Origin of the sequence: Pseudomonas sp. OST1909, from assembly GCF_015277575.1 — a bacterium.
Classification (GTDB): domain Bacteria; phylum Pseudomonadota; class Gammaproteobacteria; order Pseudomonadales; family Pseudomonadaceae; genus Aquipseudomonas; species Aquipseudomonas synxantha_A.
On the sequence record NZ_CP063780.1, the window covers coordinates 1019788 to 1036281 of the forward strand.

The 16494-nt window shown below is 60.0% G+C and carries 17 protein-coding genes and 1 tRNA gene; 11 read left to right on the forward strand and 7 right to left on the reverse strand.

Translation table 11 applies throughout. The features are described from left to right. Window positions 1-94: 94 nt before the first annotated feature. Together IH404_RS04375 and IH404_RS04380 are read right to left on the reverse strand one after the other, a co-directional pair. Complete coding sequence (locus IH404_RS04375; protein ID WP_005784550.1) at window positions 95-331, reverse strand: hypothetical protein; 237 nt, start codon at window positions 329-331, stop codon at window positions 95-97. A 442-nt stretch (window positions 332-773) separates the two neighbouring features. Next, entirely contained in the window at window positions 774-1583 is an 810-nt protein-coding gene (locus tag IH404_RS04380; RefSeq protein ID WP_194440016.1) for an AraC family transcriptional regulator, read from the reverse strand. Between the two features lie 136 nt (window positions 1584-1719). Between IH404_RS04380 and IH404_RS04385 the strand changes: the two genes are divergently transcribed. Next, window positions 1720-2358, forward strand: a complete 639-nt coding sequence (locus tag IH404_RS04385; RefSeq protein WP_005784554.1) for a LysE family transporter — start codon at window positions 1720-1722, stop codon at window positions 2356-2358. 44 nt (window positions 2359-2402) lie between these two features. Further along, complete coding sequence (gene ddlA, locus IH404_RS04390; protein WP_005784557.1) at window positions 2403-3497, forward strand: D-alanine--D-alanine ligase; 1095 nt, start codon at window positions 2403-2405, stop codon at window positions 3495-3497. Between the two features lie 80 nt (window positions 3498-3577). Here ddlA and IH404_RS04395 read toward each other — a convergent pair whose 3' ends face one another. The 5 genes from IH404_RS04395 to IH404_RS04415 form a co-directional block, all read right to left on the reverse strand. After that, window positions 3578-4294 (reverse strand): polyphenol oxidase family protein, encoded by a 717-nt coding sequence (locus IH404_RS04395; protein ID WP_194440017.1) that lies wholly within the window; start codon window positions 4292-4294, stop codon window positions 3578-3580. Window positions 4295-4321: 27 nt separating this feature from the next. Continuing rightward, window positions 4322-6151, reverse strand: coding sequence for a gamma-glutamyltransferase (gene ggt, locus IH404_RS04400; RefSeq protein ID WP_194440018.1), 1830 nt, complete (start codon window positions 6149-6151; stop codon window positions 4322-4324). A 36-nt stretch (window positions 6152-6187) separates the two neighbouring features. After that, a complete protein-coding gene (locus IH404_RS04405; RefSeq protein WP_005784562.1) occupies window positions 6188-6967 on the reverse strand; it encodes a PhzF family phenazine biosynthesis protein in 780 nt (259 codons plus the stop codon). Between the two features lie 127 nt (window positions 6968-7094). After that, window positions 7095-7171, reverse strand: a tRNA-Met gene (locus tag IH404_RS04410). Window positions 7172-7408: 237 nt separating this feature from the next. After that, window positions 7409-7960 carry an RNA polymerase sigma factor gene (locus tag IH404_RS04415; RefSeq protein WP_005784564.1) on the reverse strand — a complete coding sequence of 184 codons (552 nt, stop codon included), beginning with the start codon at window positions 7958-7960 and terminating at the stop codon, window positions 7409-7411. A gap of 263 nt (window positions 7961-8223) precedes the next feature. Between IH404_RS04415 and IH404_RS04420 the strand changes: the two genes are divergently transcribed. From IH404_RS04420 to sctS, 9 genes are read left to right on the forward strand one after another with little or no spacing between them, the layout of a single operon-like run. Next, on the forward strand, window positions 8224-9288 hold the full coding sequence (locus IH404_RS04420; protein ID WP_005784566.1) for a TyeA family type III secretion system gatekeeper subunit: 1065 nt from the start codon (window positions 8224-8226) through the stop codon (window positions 9286-9288). Further along, a complete protein-coding gene (gene sctV / locus IH404_RS04425; RefSeq protein WP_194440019.1) occupies window positions 9285-11378 on the forward strand; it encodes a type III secretion system export apparatus subunit SctV in 2094 nt (697 codons plus the stop codon). Before IH404_RS04420 ends, sctV begins: the two co-directional genes overlap by 4 nt. Window positions 11379-11415: 37 nt before the next feature. Further along, complete coding sequence (locus tag IH404_RS04430) at window positions 11416-12321, forward strand: FHA domain-containing protein (protein ID WP_005784569.1); 906 nt, start codon at window positions 11416-11418, stop codon at window positions 12319-12321. After that, window positions 12318-13676 carry a FliI/YscN family ATPase gene (locus IH404_RS04435; RefSeq protein ID WP_005784571.1) on the forward strand — a complete coding sequence of 453 codons (1359 nt, stop codon included), beginning with the start codon at window positions 12318-12320 and terminating at the stop codon, window positions 13674-13676. The genes IH404_RS04430 and IH404_RS04435 overlap by 4 nt, the downstream gene beginning before the upstream one ends. Then, a complete protein-coding gene (locus tag IH404_RS04440; RefSeq protein WP_005784574.1) occupies window positions 13663-14091 on the forward strand; it encodes a YscO family type III secretion system apparatus protein in 429 nt (142 codons plus the stop codon). Before IH404_RS04435 ends, IH404_RS04440 begins: the two co-directional genes overlap by 14 nt. Next, window positions 14088-14555: a type III secretion system HrpP C-terminal domain-containing protein gene (locus IH404_RS04445; protein ID WP_194440020.1), complete on the forward strand. Its 468-nt coding sequence runs from the start codon at window positions 14088-14090 to the stop codon at window positions 14553-14555. Before IH404_RS04440 ends, IH404_RS04445 begins: the two co-directional genes overlap by 4 nt. Then, window positions 14552-15565, forward strand: a complete 1014-nt coding sequence (locus IH404_RS04450) for a FliM/FliN family flagellar motor switch protein (protein WP_194440021.1) — start codon at window positions 14552-14554, stop codon at window positions 15563-15565. Before IH404_RS04445 ends, IH404_RS04450 begins: the two co-directional genes overlap by 4 nt. Next, the gene (gene sctR / locus IH404_RS04455; RefSeq protein WP_005784580.1) at window positions 15562-16215 is read left to right on the forward strand and encodes a type III secretion system export apparatus subunit SctR; all 654 of its coding nucleotides are present in this window, start codon (window positions 15562-15564) and stop codon (window positions 16213-16215) included. The genes IH404_RS04450 and sctR overlap by 4 nt, the downstream gene beginning before the upstream one ends. Window positions 16216-16222: 7 nt before the next feature. Next, on the forward strand, window positions 16223-16486 hold the full coding sequence (gene sctS, locus IH404_RS04460) for a type III secretion system export apparatus subunit SctS (protein ID WP_005784582.1): 264 nt from the start codon (window positions 16223-16225) through the stop codon (window positions 16484-16486). Window positions 16487-16494 lie beyond the last annotated feature (8 nt).

Here is a 16494-nt window from a genome sequence, read left to right on the forward strand (position 1 = left end):
GGCTTGCCTGCGATAGCATCACCTCGGTGTACCTGATGTACCGAGGTGTCTGCATCGCAGGCAAGCCAGCTCCCACATGAGTTTTGTCGTGTTTTCAGGTGCGTGGCATGCACTCGATGGTGCGGTTTAGCACGGTCTTGGCCATCTCCAGCAAATGCCACGCGGCATGGATTCTGGCACGGTCATGGGGTTGCAGGTGATCGCAACAGTCCCACACGGTGGCAGAGGCGCTGTTGATCAGGTGTGAGATATAGAGTTGAGCGTCTTCGAAGCTGAGGTCTTCGTTGACGACGAGGCAGTCCATGGGTGGATCGGGAAGTGCTTTGGTCATGGTGTAACTCCTATTGGGCATGGGAGCGACCACCAACGCTGCTAAACGTAGGGTGGCAGCTGTACGCGGGTTAGCAGACCGGTCAATAGGAAAACCAGCGCACCCGAAGGTGCCCCGCGCACAGCCACCATAAATGCAGATGTGGACCGTGTGCCTATTGAACTCAGGCTGCTAAACCCGATCACTGAAATCCAGCGACGGACCGAAGACTAGCCATCGATTCCAACAGGCACAAGGCGGCAGGGATTGTCTCGGAAACGTCCTGCAATTTAAAGGGACACAGCTTGCTGGCCCTTTACAAACCATGACCAAATGCCAGCAACACCACCTCATCCAACTGTGGGAGCTGGCTTGCCTGCGATAGCGGTGTGCCTGATACACCGAGGTGTCTGCATCGCAGGCAAGCCAGCTCCCACAGTTTGAACGTATTCCAACCCAGCACTCAGCGTCCGAGCATCTTTACCCAACGCGATGGCGGCATCCCGTATGTGCTGCGAAATTGCCGGGTCATGTGGCTTTGGTCGGTGAAGCCTGCGGTCATGGCCGCATCCACCAACGATTGGCCCTGGGCCAACAAGTGGCGCACCAGGTCCAGTCGGCGCATGGTCAGGTAGCGGTAGGGGCTGGTGCCGAACAACAAGCGAAAATCCCGCGATAACGCCCAGCGGTCGCGGTCGGCATGGTCGGCTATTTCATCCAGGGTGATGCTGCGGCCCAGGGCGCTGTGGATAAATTCACGGGCGCGTTCGGCGGCTGCGTAGTCGAAGGATTTACGGCTGACGACGGCACCGGATGCCTCGCTCAGGGCCTGGGCCAGGTCGAACATGGCGTCCTGCTCTTGCATCGGGTCAATCGGGCAATCCAGGCTTTGCAGCAATACCTCGCTGGCACGGTGCAGCCGAGCGTCGGTGGACAAGCCGCCGGGAATGAAAGGCAAGGGTTTGCCGCCGAGGATCTGCTGGATCAGCGCCGGCTCCACATAAATCATCCGGTACTTGAAGCCTTCATCGCTGCCGGCACGGCCGTCGTGGGTTTCGTCCGGGTGAATCACCATGGTGGTGCCAGGCATGCTGTGGGTCATGCCACCGCGATAATGAAAACTCTGCACGCCGAACAACGTGCGCCCGATGGCGTAGGTGTCATGGCGATGGGGGTCGAATGCGAAACCGGCAAAGTACGCCTCGATACGGTCCAGGCCGCTGGCGTGCGGGGCGCGGTGCAGCCAGTCGAGGGAGTGGGTGGGTTTGCCCATGGTGACTTGTCACAGAAGGAGGTGGGAACACGTTAACCGAGTCTGCCGCGGTTGTCTGCCTGGGGTCTTGTACGATTGTGCAGGCGTCGGCCGGGGCCTATGATCGCTGTTCGTCTACTACGCTGGTGAACCCTCCATGGATGTTTTCAACCCTGCCTATGTGGCGCCGCTGGTCTCGCTCGCGCTGCTGTGGACGGTCGCCGTGGTGACCCCCGGCCCCAACTTCTTCAATACGGCGCAATTGGCCGCCAGTTGTTCGCGACGTCACGGCGTAGTGGCGTCGGCGGGCGTAGCGACGGGCACGATTATTTGGGGGCTGGCAGGTGGCCTGGGTATCAAGTCGCTGTTTACCGCCGCGCCCATGTTGTACCTGGCGTTCAAGATCATCGGCGGTTGCTACCTGATCTACCTTGGGCTAAAGCTGTTCAAGCGCTCGGCGCCGACAACGGGGCAGGCGGTGTTGCCCGATGAGCCGCGACGTTCATTATTTTCCGCATGGCGTTTCGGTTTGCTCGGCAATTTGTCCAACCCCAAGGCCGCTCTGTTCGTCGCCACGGCCTTCGCCTCGACCATGCCGCCCTCACCCTCGCCGACGTTGCTGACCTTGGCGGTCATCACCATGGCTACGTTGTCGTTCAGTTGGTATTCCAGCGTAGCCTTGGTGTTTTCCAGCGAGCGCATGGCCAACCTCTACAGCCGTTCGCGCAAGTGGCTCGACCGCTTTGCCGGCAGTTGCTATCTGTTGTTCGGGGCGCATCTGGTGGCGAACCGCTGACTACCCGTGGTAAGAAGCCTTACTTTCAACAGTGAGGCCAGGTCATGAGCAAGGTGCGGGTAGGTATTATTTTTGGTGGCCGTTCGGCTGAGCATGAGGTCTCGCTGCAATCGGCGCGCAACATCGTCGATGCCCTCGACCGTTCGCGCTTCGAGCCCATCCTGATCGGTATCGACAAGGCCGGCCACTGGCACCTCAACGACACGTCGAACTTCCTGATCAACCAGGAAAACCCGGCCCTGATCGCCCTCAACCAATCCAACCGCGAATTGGCGGTGGTGCCCGGCAAGGCCAGCCAGCAGGTGGTGGAAACCTCCGGGCAGGGCCTGCTGGAACATATTGATGTGATCTTCCCGATTGTCCACGGCACCCTTGGCGAAGACGGTTGCCTGCAAGGTTTGCTGCGTATGGCCGACTTGCCTTTCGTCGGCTCCGACGTGCTTGGCTCGGCCGTGTGCATGGACAAAGACATCAGCAAGCGCCTGCTGCGTGACGCGGGTATTGCCGTCACGCCGTTCATCACCCTCACCCGTGGCAACGCGGCGCGCACTTCCTTTGAAGCGGCGGCGAACAAGCTCGGCGTGCCGATGTTCGTCAAGCCCGCCAACCAGGGCTCCTCAGTGGGCGTGAGCAAAGTCGGCAACGAAGCCGAGTACCGCGCCGCGGTTGAACTGGCGCTGGGCTTTGATGAAAAAGTGCTGGTGGAGTCCGCCGTGCAGGGCCGTGAAATCGAATGCGCTGTATTGGGTAATGATCACCCCATCGCCAGCGGTTGCGGCGAAATTGTGGTGAGCAACGGCTTTTATTCCTACGACAGTAAATACATCGACGATCAGGCCGCCCAAGTGGTGGTGCCTGCGGCTATCAGCCATGAAGCCAGCGAGCGAATTCGCCGCCTGGCCATCGAAGCCTTTGAGGTGCTGGGTTGCGCAGGGCTGGCGCGGGTGGATGTGTTCCTGACGAATGAGGGCGAAGTCCTGATCAACGAGATCAACTCACTGCCCGGTTTTACCCGCATCAGCATGTACCCCAAGCTGTGGCAAGCGGCGGGCATGAGCTACAGCGAGTTGGTGAGCCGGTTGATTGAGTTGGCGCTGGAGCGACATGCGGGGCGCAAGGGGTTGAAGATCAGCCGCTGATTGCTGGTGGCTTGCGGTTCAAGGGCTGCTTCGCAGCCCAGCGGGAGCAACCTCCCTCGCCACAAGGTACGGTATGTCCGTCAGGTCGTACGAGCAATCCACGAATAGATCAATGTCTTCGGCTCCTCCAAGTGATGCGTCCTCCTGCGATAGCTGGCAAACGTCGGTGACGTGCAATAAGTGCACACGTCACTCACCTCGATCTGCTCGCGCTTGACCCCCGCCGCTTGCAGCAACAGCAGCCCATACCCGCTCAAGTCAAACCAGGCACTTCCCGCTTGCCTGGCGTGGGGCGGTGTAATGTGCGGAGCTTGTAGCGGTGTCGTTTGCTCAATGCTCCAGGGCGCCTGGCTGTCCTCCCATAGGTGGCCTTGATCCGCTTGGAACTGGGCAATGAACGTTTCACTCACCTCATAGCAGCAAGGCTTGATCGACGGCCCAATTGCCACCCGCAACTGGTCCGCGCTAATGCCTTCATCGATAAAACGCTGCACGGCATTGCCGATAATCCCGCGTTGCAGGCCCTTCCAGCCGCCATGAATGGCGGCCACTAAATCACCGCCTGCGATCAGGATGGGCAAACAGTCGGCCGTGATGACCGCAATTGGCTGCCGGCTCCGGGTGAACACCCCGTCCGCCTCAACCGTATTAGTCACTTGGCCCGACTGCCATTCAATCACCGACGCGCTGTGCACCTGCTTGCAGATGAACACATCATCAGGTCGCAGCGGGTCATCAATCGAACAAAAACCGTGATCGACGCCGGGTAGGGCGCCGAGGTTGTGGGCTGTGTGCACCGTGCATTCTCCGTTGATCAAAACCCCTTAGTCACCCAGCGCCTCACCTTCACGCCGAGGGTCAGCACCGCCGCTCAATGTCACCTTGCCCTGGGCATCCCGCGTGCGCACGATGGCCTGCACGCCGCTGGTCATATCGATCTCGCTCAGGGCATGGCCCTTGTCCTTGAGCGCTTGTTTGAGCGCAGGGCTGAACAGGCCGGTTTCCAACTCAGTGGCGCCATTGCGGCTGCCGAAATTCGGCAGGCTGATGGCCGCTTGCGGGTCGAGCTTCCAGTCGAGCATGGCCACCAGGGATTTGCTCACGTACTCGATGATCTGCGAACCGCCCGGGGAGCCCACGGTGGCCAGCAACTCACCACTGTTGCGATCGAACACCAGGGTCGGAGCCATGGCCGAGCGCGGGCGCTTGCCGGGTTGCACGCGGTTGGCCACAGGCTGGCCGTTTTCTTCGGGGATGAACGAGAAATCGGTCATCTGGTTGTTGAGCAAAAAGCCCTGGACCATCACGTGGGAGCCGAACGCCGCTTCGACGGTGGTGGTCATCGACACCGCGCCACCCTGGTCGTCCACCGCCACCACTTGCGAGGTGGAGATGCGCAGCGGCGAGCGATCCGGTGCATACGCCACTTGAACGCCCTCCGGTTGGCCAGGCTTGGCGACCCCCATGCTGCGCTCGCCGATCAGCGCGGCGCGCCGGGCCAGGTAGTTGGGTGCAACAAGGCCGGCAACCGGCACGGGGGTGAAGTCTGCATCGGCCACATACAGGGCGCGATCGGCAAAGGCCAGGCGCCCGGCTTCGGCAATCAGGTGCACGGCCTCGGGTGTCGGTTCAAGCCCGGCCGGCGAAGTACTCTTGTTCGGGGTCATCGGCGCGATCGCCAGGCGCGGGTCGCGGGTCTGCAGCGCCTGCAAGGTGCCAAGGATCTGCGCCACGGCAATCCCGCCAGAGGAGGGCGGCGGCATCCCGCAGATTTTCCATTGTTTGTAGTCGGTGCACAGTGGGGCGCGCTCCTTGGCGCTGTAGCCCTTGAGGTCGGCTACGGACAAGCTGCCGGCATTGTGATTGCCCTGCACCTTGCGTGCGATCTCATCGGCAATCGCCCCGTGGTACAGCGCATCCGGCCCTTCCTTGGCGATGCGCTTGAATACCTCGGCCAGCGCCGGGTTTTTCAACAGCGTGCCGGTGGCTTTGGGCGAGCCATCGGCATTCAGGAAGTACGCCGCCATCTCGGGCGATTGCGCGATAAAGCGATCCGCCGCGATCAAGCTATGCAAGCGCGGTGAAATGGCAAAGCCCTGCTCCGACAGGCGGATCGCCGGCTCGAACAGCTTTGCCCATTGCAGATGGCCGCTCTTGTTGTGCGCCATTTCCAGTGCGCGCAATACACCCGGCGTACCGACAGAGCGCCCGCCAATTTGCGCATCGGTGAACGCCATCGGCGTGCCGTCGGCCCTCAGGAACAAGCGCTCGGTCGCCCCCGCCGGTGCGGTCTCGCGGCCATCGTAGGCCTGCACGTTTTTGCCATCCCACAGCATGATGAACGCACCGCCACCAATGCCGGAAGACTGTGGCTCCACCAGGGTCAGCACCGCTTGCATCGCAATCGCCGCGTCGATGGCCGAACCGCCTTGGCGCAACATCTCGCGTCCGGCCTCGGCAGCCAGCGGGTTGGCGGCGGCGGCCATATGACGCTCGGCGTGGCGGGTATTCAGGTCAGTGCGGTAGCCCGAACCCAGCTCCGGTGCTGGTGGTTGTTCGGTGACAGACGTGTGGCAGGCCGCAAGGGCCAGGGCTGCTGCGATGACCGTCAACTGACGGCGGGAAGTCAAAAACACGCGCTGAACTCCGTTCATTTTGAGAATGATCTGTTGTCCTTCGGGAACTGCGTTTTACAGATAAATCGTGCCTTGCATGTACAGCACCGCCTTGCCGGAGATAATCACGCGGTCGCCCTTGAGTTCACAGCGCAACTGGCCCTTGCGCTGGCCGCCTTGCTCGGCGGTCAGTTGCAACTTGCCCAGGCGCTCGGCCCAGAACGGTGCCAGCGAAGTGTGCGCCGAGCCGGTGACCGGGTCTTCATTGACCCCCACATTCGGGCCGAACCAGCGTGAGACGAAATCAAACTGTGTGCTTTTGGCGGTGACTGCAATCCCACGTTTGGGCAGGCCCTTGAGCCGTGCGAAATCGGGTGTCAGTGCCGCCACCTGCGCTTCATTTTCCACCAGCACGATGTAGTCATCGGTGCCAAACACCTCGGCAGTTTCAATGCCCAGTGCGCTCAACATTCCGGCCGGTGGCTCGCAGCGTTGGGGCTGTTTGGCCGGGAAATCCATCGCCAGTTCATCGCCATTGCGCGTCACCCGCAACTCGCCGCTGCGCGTGGCAAAACGCAGCACTTGCGGCGCATCGGCCAGCATATGAATCAATACCCAGGCCGCCGCCAAGGTGGCATGGCCGCACAGGTCTACCTCGACTTCGGGGGTGAGCCAGCGCAGCTCGTAGAACTCGCCACGGGGTACAAAAAACGCGGTTTCCGAGAGGTTGTTTTCAGCCGCGATATTCTGCAGTTGCTCGTCGGGCAACCATTCGGTGAGCGGGCACACCGCCGCCGGGTTGCCGCCGAAGGGGTGTTGGCTGAAAGCGTCGACTTGGTAGATGTCCAGTTTCATCGGGGCACTCCGCATTTTAGGGAGGCTGGACACTAACAGTGGGGGTGGGGGGCGTCAAAATACAGTTGGGGAGTTTTTTACGCGCACAAAAAAACGGCCTACCTTTCGGTAAGCCGTTTTTAGTACTTGGTGGCTACACAGGGACTTGAACCCCGGACCCCAGCATTATGAATGCTATGCTCTAACCAACTGAGCTATGTAGCCAAGTGGCGCGCATTATTCGCTCGGAACGGCAATGCGTCAAGTCTTTTTGTTGAGTTTTTTTCTACGCTTTCAACCGTTTAACCGAAAACGCTGCTTTGGGTGACAGGCGGCAGGGAGGGGCGCTGGCCGATGCGCTCTGTAGCGGGGGCAGATGCAGAGCATTGGTGTCTATCAGGCCAAGTCTGACAGTGTTGGGCAGATATCCCTGTCGCCCAACGCTTGCCCGGCTAATTCAGCTTAGCGATGCAGGGGGGTGTGGGTCACGCGCTTGAGCTGTTCGCGTGCCCGTGACAGGCGCGAGCGCACGGTGCCGATAGGGATGTCCAGTACGTCGGCGGTGTCCTGATAGCTACCGTCGGTTTCCAATGAGGCGTACAGCGTCTTGCGCATCTCGGTCGGCAAGTGATCGATAGCGCTCAGGGTATTTTCCAGGCGCCGGTTGATCTCAAACTCCCAATCCAGACTGTGGGTATCTTCCTGGCCATGCCACAGCGACTCATCGAATTCGCAATGTGCGGGTTTGGCATACAGGCGCCGAAAGTGATTGCGGATCAGGTTCTGCGCGATGCCGCACATCCAGGTGCTGAGCGTTGCGGTGCCGCTGAAACGGTCGCGATTACGCCAGGCTTCCAGGTAGGTCAATTGCAAAAGATCATCCGCATCTTCCGGGTTAAGCACGCGTTTATGAATAAAGCGGCGAAGCTTTTTCTGTTGATCGTCTGTCAGATGAAGCATGAATTGAGGCGAATTGCCACCAAGGTGAACTAAGGCTTCAATAGGAATATTCATGATTTTTTCCTTAAGGTAGACGCAGTCGAAACGTATCGACAGGAACCCGATTGCACTGCTTGTGCCAAACAGAAAAAATCACGTAACTACTTAATTTATATATATAAATATCTTGAATTGATGCTTTTTTGCGCAGACTTTTGCACGTGAGGATTAGAGGTCCGTGCAAGTATTTTCAAACCTGCCGTCGTCTCGATTTTCAATGGAACCATATGGGTAGGCTTTGCCACACAGAGACACACTCTTCCTGAACTGGCCTGTCCATGAAAGTCGAATCGCGCAACGATGTGCCAACGGTCCAACGCCTGGATCAACCTGTTATCAGCAATACTGCCGTGCCTGCGCCTGCGAAGGGTGTTGATGAACTGGCCCAACTGTTCACTCAGGAAGTAGAGCTCAATAAACTTCCGCTGGCCCAGCGGCAGATGGGCCCGCGCGTGCCTGCTGCGGAACAACTGGTGCAGCTTTATGACCAGTTGGGGCATCCGGCCCAGGCGAGCATGGCCTCGGTTTCTCGCCGCATCAGGATGCAGTTACTGCAAAACGCCAGCGTCGACAAATTGCTCGACCTCACAGGCGGCGACCCGGCGCGTGCGTTCGTGGTCCTCAAGCACGTGGCAAGCCAGGCGGACACTGAACTGCGTAAATCCGAGGCTGCCTTGGCCCGCGCAGCCATTGCCAAATTCGAGGCGCGTTTCAAAGGAGAAATCCAGGCTGGCCTGAACATTGCCGTCGCTTTGCAAGCAACCGGCGCAGACCCGCAGGAACGCCAGGCGCTCCGCGCGCTCTACTATGCCAGCGTGGTCACGCGCCAATCGCTGGCGACCATGATGCAAGCCCTGCTGGGCGTATACGGCGGCGAGCGCTTCTATGAAGGGCTCAATGTGATGCGTAAAGCCTTGGCAGACGATATCGCGGCCCGGGTGTCATCGATGCCCACCCCACTGTTGCGTTCTTTGCTGCTGGGCCTGCGAAGTTGTGGGCAGTTGGGCACCGTATTGGCCGATTGCCTGGCGTTCAACCTGCGACTGGGCATTGATCAGGACGCCGTTTCCCTGCTGCAGCGCCTGCTTGGATACGCCGACAGCGGCGTTGCCGCCGAGGAAATCCTGCGGTTGGGGAATGAGATGGGGAGTGGTTCGCCCTCCAGGCAACTGGCCGCTCTCAACGCGCTTTACCCTCTTATCCGGCAGTTGCCGTTGGCCTTATGGTCTGACAGTAGAGTCCGTGAGGAAACCTTGTTCAGGTTTGTAGCGGTGATGGACGAGCTGAACCGGATCGACGGTGGTACCCAGCGTTTTCCTGAGTTGGCCGGGGTTATGACGTGACCCTGCTGTCGACCATCAACGGCTTGCTGCTCAAAGTGGCACAGCGCGCAGAAGTGCTGGGCGCCGTGGTGGTCATGGCCATTGTTTTTATCTTTATCGTGCCACTGCCGACCTGGCTGGTAGATATTCTGATTGCGCTCAATATCTGCATATCTTGCCTGTTGATCGTACTGGCGCTTTATCTACCAGGCCCTCTGGCGTTCTCATCGTTCCCATCGATCCTGTTGCTGACCACCATGTTTCGTTTGGCGCTGTCGATTGCGACCACGCGCTTGATCCTGCTGGAACAGGATGCCGGTGACATCGTCGAGGCCTTCGGCAATTTCGTGGTGGGGGGAAACCTGGCGGTAGGGATGGTGATCTTTCTGATCCTGACCCTGGTCAACTTCCTGGTGATCACCAAAGGCTCGGAGCGGGTCGCCGAGGTGGCGGCGCGGTTCAGCCTGGATGCGATGCCGGGCAAACAGATGTCTATCGATAGCGATCTGCGTGCAGGGCTGATTGACGGCATGCAGGCGAGGGACAAGCGTGAGCAGTTGTCGCGTGAGAGCCAGCTGTTTGGGGCCATGGATGGGGCGATGAAGTTCGTCAAGGGCGACGCTATCGCCGGCTTGATCATCGTCGTGGTCAACCTGTTGGGCGGCTTCTCCACAGGAATGTTCCAGCACGGCTTGAGCGCAGGCGATTCGATGGCGTTGTATTCGGTACTGACGATCGGCGATGGCCTGATTGCACAGATTCCGGCGCTGCTGATCTCTTTGACTGCGGGCATGATCATCACCCGTGTTGCGCCGGATGGACGCAAAGGCGTCAGTAACATGGGCGTCGAAATTGCCCGGCAAATGACCAGCGAGCCCAAGAGTTGGATAATTGCCTCGGTGGGAATGCTTGCGTTTGCCGCGGTCCCAGGTATGCCTACCCTGGTATTTATCCTGATCGCGCTGATCACCGGCAGCGTGGGTTACTACCTGGTGCGCCAGCGTCAACACCAGTCAGGGCCTTCCAACGAGGCCGCCGAAGTCGTTCGCCCTGAAGAGAACGGTAAAGAGGACTTGCGCGGCTTTGACCCGTCGCGCCCTTACCTGTTGCAGTTTTCCCCTGTTCTGCGTGGCACGCCTGAAGTGACGAATCTGATTCACGGGATTCGCCAGGCGCGAAATTCGCTGGTCGCCAATATTGGCCTGACATTGCCGCCGTTCGAAGTCGAGCTCGATGACTCCCTGGCCCCTGATGAGATGCGCTTTTGTGTGCATGAAGTCCCCATGGTCAGGGCGTCAGTGGTCAATCATATGGCTGTTGAGCGCATGGCGTTTGAGGTTGAGCCAGAGCACGCCATCGCCGGGTTGGCTGAGCGCGATGAACAGGATTGGCTCTGGTTGGCCCCTGACGATCCGCTGCTTGATGATCCGCAACTGGAGCGCTTCACCGCCACGAGCCTGATCCTGGAGCGTATGAGGAAGGCGATGATGCTCAGCGGGCCACAGTTCCTGGGGATTCAGGAGAGCAAGTCGATCCTGAGTTGGCTTGAGCATAATCAGCCGGAACTGGTGCAGGAACTGCAGCGCATCATGCCGCTGTCGCGTTTTTCTGCGGTGTTGCAGCGCCTGGCCAGTGAAGGTGTCCCGCTGCGGGCGGTGCGGCTGATTGTCGAATCGCTGATCGAGTACGGACAGCATGAGCGTGAGCCGGAAGCCCTGGCCGACTATGCACGCATTGCTCTCAAGGCGCAGATCTATCACCAGTACAGCGAAGCCGACGGCCTGCACGCCTGGCTGTTGTCTGCGCAAAGCGAAAACATCCTGCGCGAAGCCCTGCGCCAGACCCAGACCGGGGTGTTCTTTGCGTTGGACCAGGATCACAGCGCGGCGTTTATCAACCTGCTCAATCAGGCCTTTACCTTGAGGGCCAAGAGCAAGAGCGTGATGTTGGTGGCGCAGGACTTGCGCAGCCCCTTGCGGACTTTATTGCTCGAAGAGTTCAACCATGTACCGGTGCTGTCTTTCGCTGAGTTGGGGAGCACATCCAAGGTCAAGGTGTTGGGGCGCATTGACCTCGGTCAGGAAGCATTGATGCGTGGCGCAGCGGCATGATTTCGCAGCCATGGACAGTACGAAGGAGGGCTCGATGATGTATGAGTTACGCGTGCTTGATGGGCTGCGCCAGGGCGCTGCGTTGCCGTTGTTCGGCGAGCGATGGAGCATCGGTGCCCAGCCGGACGCTGACCTGGTGCTGAGCGATCCTGGGGTCGCCGAGCATCATGCCCTGCTGCAGTTTTGCGACGCTAACTGGTCGGTGCAGGCCCAGGCGCAGCTGGTGTACGGGGCTGATGGCCAGGCCTTGGCGCAGATCCCGAGCCTGGCGTTGAACGCGCCCTTTCTGGTGGGCAGCGTGAGATTGTGCGTCGCCTTGGCAGATCATCCATGGCCTGGGCCTGAACCTGAGGCCCCGGTATCTGCAGCATTGCCATCACCGGAACAACCTGTGCAGACACTGCCGTTATCGTCCATCTCACCCTCGCAGCAAAAGCGGTTGATCAGCCTGATGCTGGTGGTGGCGGTAGTCATCGCAGTGGTGGGCATGGTTTCAACCGGGGAACATGACGCGCAGGCTTCGCTGATGCCATCGGTGATTGGCAAACAAGAGTTGGCTTCACCGTTTGATGTGCGTCAGCAGTTGTTGAAAATGCTCGGCGAGCGTGAGCTGAGCCAACGGATCGACTTGCAAGTCATCAACGGTCAAGTCGTGCTAAACGGCGATGTTTCCCAGGACGACGTGGAGCTGGTGTCGCGGATGCTCAGCCGCTTTGGTGAGCAATTCGACAGTATGGTGCCGGTGATCAGTCGTGTACGTGTGCGAGATGACGCCTTGCCGTTCAGGATCGTGCAAATAGTCGGCGGACCTAACGGCCATGTGGTTCTGGAAGAGGGTAGCCGGCTCTTTTTGGGGGATCAGGTGGACGGCTTGCGCCTGGTGCTGATCGACAACAGCAAAGTGGTTTTTGATGGCGCACAGCGTTACGAGGTGCACTGGTGAGTACCTCCGAGCAAGCGCGTCTGGACGCCTGGCAGCAACGCCAGGCCCAGGCGCTTGGCAGCTTTGCGCCGGTGTCCATGCGCGGGCGAATCCAGCGCGTCAACGGTATGCTGCTGCAGTGCCGGCTGCCTCAGGCGCGTATCGGTGACTTGTGCCAGGTGGAAAAAGGTCCGGGTGACTGCATGCTCGCTGAAATCATCGGTTTTGATCAGCAGGATGCGGTGCTCAGTGCCCTTGGGAACCTGGAAGGCGTGCGCGTGGGGGCGCCGGTCGAGCGCCTGGGCGTGTCGCATAGGGTGCAAGTCAGCGAGGCGCTCCTGGGCCAGGTTCTGGATGGTTTCGGAAGGCCGATTACGGGCCAGGGTGCCAGCGCATTTGTCGAATCCGAACTGCCGGATACCAGCCCGGTGTTATGTGAAGCGCCCTTGCCCACCGAGCGGCCGCGTATCAACCGTGCGCTGGCCACCGGGGTGCGGTCCATCGATGGATTGATGACGCTCGGTGAAGGCCAGCGTGTCGGTCTGTTCGCCGGGGCCGGTTGTGGCAAAACCACCTTGTTGGCCGAGATCGCCCGTAACGTCGAATGCGATGTCATCGTGTTCGGCTTGATCGGCGAGCGGGGGCGCGAGCTGCGTGAGTTTCTCGACCATGAGCTCGATGAGCAACTGCGCTCCAAAGCGGTACTGGTGTGTGCCACGTCTGATCGCTCCAGCATGGAGCGTGCCCGCGCCGCTTTTACCGCCACGGCACTGGCTGAAGGTTTTCGGCGCAAGGGCCAGCGGGTGTTGCTGCTGATTGATTCCCTGACCCGTTTCGCCAGGGCCCAGCGTGAAATCGGCCTGGCTGCCGGCGAACCCCTGGGGCGCGGAGGCCTGCCGCCTTCGGTGTACAGCTTGCTCCCGCGCTTGGTGGAGCGCGCCGGGTTGACCCGTGACGGCGTGATCACAGCGATCTACACAGTGCTGATTGAGCAGGACTCCATGAACGACCCGGTGGCCGATGAAGTACGTTCATTGCTCGACGGCCACATCGTGCTGTCGCGCAAATTGGCTGAGCGTGGGCACTATCCGGCGGTGGATGTGTTGGCGAGCCTTTCACGAATATTGAGCAACGTTGCGGCGCCAGAGGATATTCAGGCGGGCACGGCGTTGCGACGGTTGTTATCGGCGTACCAGCAGATCGAGTTGATGCTCAAGCTGGGCGAGTACCAGCCTGGCAGCGATGCGTTGACGGACCTGGCCGTGAACAGTCGCCAGGCGGTGGACGGTTTCCTGCGCCAGGATTTGCGTGAGCCGACACCGATGGCCGTCACGCTGGAGCAACTCAAGGAGCTGACGACCTATGTCCCCTTCTGATGTGCTGCACGATGAAGTGCAGATGCTGCGTTGCCTGCGCAGGCACAGGGCCGATCGTGCCGAACGTGCCCTGCGTGAGGCCAAGCGTGCGCAGCAGGCCCTGCTCGCGCATATCCAGCAGGCCCAGGATGCACTTGAACACGCTCGGCAGGAGCAAGCCCGGCAAAGTGCTGAGTTGCTCAGTCAGCACCAGGGCCAGCTCTTGACCTTGGCGGGCCTGAAATCCTGGAACGCACAGGAGCGCTCCTTATCCGCCAGTACCCAGCGCGAAGAGGGGCAGCTTGAGGCGCTGCGCAACCAACGGCAAGAAAAGGAACACCACGTTGGCAGTGCTCAGAGGCAAGCCACCGAATGCCTGCGACAGGTGGAAAAGTTACAGGAGCTATCACTTTTGCTTGCACAGGAGCCGACATGACCCAGGTTGCGAATAAACCCACTGAACGACCCCCCCTGCGTGAGCGCGAAGAGCGTGAGTCAGGAGCGGCGGGCGTGGTTGCGTGGGAACAAGGGCGACTGTTTGCGCGTTTGTTTGCGGGTGATGGGGAGGGCGCCGGGACGAGCGCCGGGACGAGCGCCTCCTTGTCGCGAAAAAAATCTGCGGCCGGTATTGCCATGATCGAGGCGCTGGCCGAACAACTGACGCCTCGTGTGTTGGCCGGTTCGCAGTGGCCGTTGCAGGCAGTGTTGTACTTGCCACGCCTGGGGCGGATCAACGCCAGCGTGCGCCGAGAGCAGAGCGGCTGGGCCATTGGACTGGAAGCGGAACACGACGCTACGGCCCGCTGGCTCAGCGGCGTACGGCAACAGTGTGAGGACCGTTTTACGCAAGCGCTGGGGCTGCCGGTCAGCCTTCTTCTGCCAAGCGTCGGCAACCCATGATCGTACCGCTACTGACATTACCTTCGATCCAGAGTGACGGGGTTGCCGCACGCCGCCAGCTGGGTCGCGGCCTGTACCTGCCGTTCCATGTTGCGGGTCAGGCCGGTGAGTTGCGGCTTGAGCCTGGGCGTGCGCCTGTTGGCGGTGACGTGGTGTGCTTCGACACGCAGTGCGGTGTGCTGGCGCTCGCCAAGGCGGGGCCGTTGCTTAGCCTGCTGGGCGAATGTCCGGTGACCCTTGCAGGGGTCGACAACGAACCGGATTCCTGGTTCTGGACGTTGTTTCAGTATTACCTGAGCCCCGAAGTGCGAGCGCTGTTGGGTTATGTGCGATTGCTACACACCGGGCGACCAAAGGGCTTTGGCTGTCGCCTCACCGTGACCCTGGGGGCATCGTGGGTTGAGGGTTATGTGTGGTTGAGCAGCGAAAGCTTTTTGGCTTTGTACGAAGCGGGGGCCTGGCGGGCCACGGCTGCGCCGCTGCCGTTGTCGTTTCAACTGGCAATTGCGGTGACCCTTGGGCGGTTGCGGTTACCGATTGTACAGGCCGGCAGTCTGCGAGCCGGCGATGTGCTGCTGCTTGAACAGACCTTTTTCCAGGCCCGGGGCAGCGGTTATGTGTCGGTCGGCAGAGAGCGCCTGCATGGCGGCATTGACGATGACACCGGGTGGTTACGTTTCACTCTTACTTCTATCGAGGACGTGTCTGTGGACGAAGATTTAGATGTACCTCATCACTCGGGGCATGAAGACGATGAACCCGTAATGGACGTATTCGGCCCCGAGCCGTTCGATGAATTGAGCATGACGCTGAGCGTACGCTGCGGAACACTGAACCTGACCCTGGGGGAGTTGCGTAACCTCGTACCCGGCTCGGTACTGGGCATTACAGGCTTTGCCCCAGGCATGGCGGGTCTGTTTTATGGCGATCGGCCCATCGGCCAGGGGCAGTTGGTGGAAGTTGACGGGCGCCTGGGGTTGCAGTTGTCCCGAGTGGTGTTCGGTCGATGATACTTCAAGGGCTGGACCCGATCGTCCTGGCGATATTTCTGGGCGCGCTGTCGTTGATGCCCATGCTGTTGGTGGTCTGCACAGCCTTCTTGAAAATCGTGATTGTGCTGATGATTACCCGCAATGCCATCGGCGTACAGCAGGTACCTCCGAGCATGGCCATCAACGGAATCGCTCTGGCGGCCACCTTGTTCATCATGGCGCCGGTGGGGTACGAAATCGCCGAGAATATCAAGGCGTCGCCTCTGGACATGAGCAACGTGCAAACGTTTCTGCATACCGGCAATGAGGCCATCAACCCCTTGCGTGCATTCATGCTGCGTAATGTGGACGCGGATGTGCTGACCCATCTACTGGACAATACCGCACGTCTGTGGCCTGCGAAAATGGCTCAGGAGGTACAGCGTGAGGATCTTATCCTGCTGATCCCGGCCTTTGTGCTTTCGCAATTGCAGGCGGGGTTCGAGATCGGGTTCTTGATCTATATCCCCTTCATCGTGATCGACCTTATTGTTTCCAACCTGTTGCTGGCGCTGGGTATGCAGATGGTCTCGCCGATGACCATTTCCCTGCCGCTCAAGCTGCTGCTGTTCGTGCTGGTGTCTGGCTGGTCGCGGTTGCTCGACAGCCTGTTCCTTTCCTATCTCTGAGTGGCGTATGGAACCTATCGTGCTGTTCAAGCAGGGCATGTTGCTGGTGGTTGTACTGTCTGCACCGCCGCTGATCGTGGCGGTGGTGGTGGGGGTGCTGACCTCTTTGGTACAAGCGCTGATGCAGATCCAGGACCAGACATTACCCTTTGGTATCAAACTAGTGGCGGTGGGTATCACCCTGATCCTCACGGGCCGCTGGATTGGCGTGGAGTTGATCCAGCTGATCAACCTGACGTTTGAAATGATCGGCCGTTCGGCCCTGAACTAAGGCGTTGC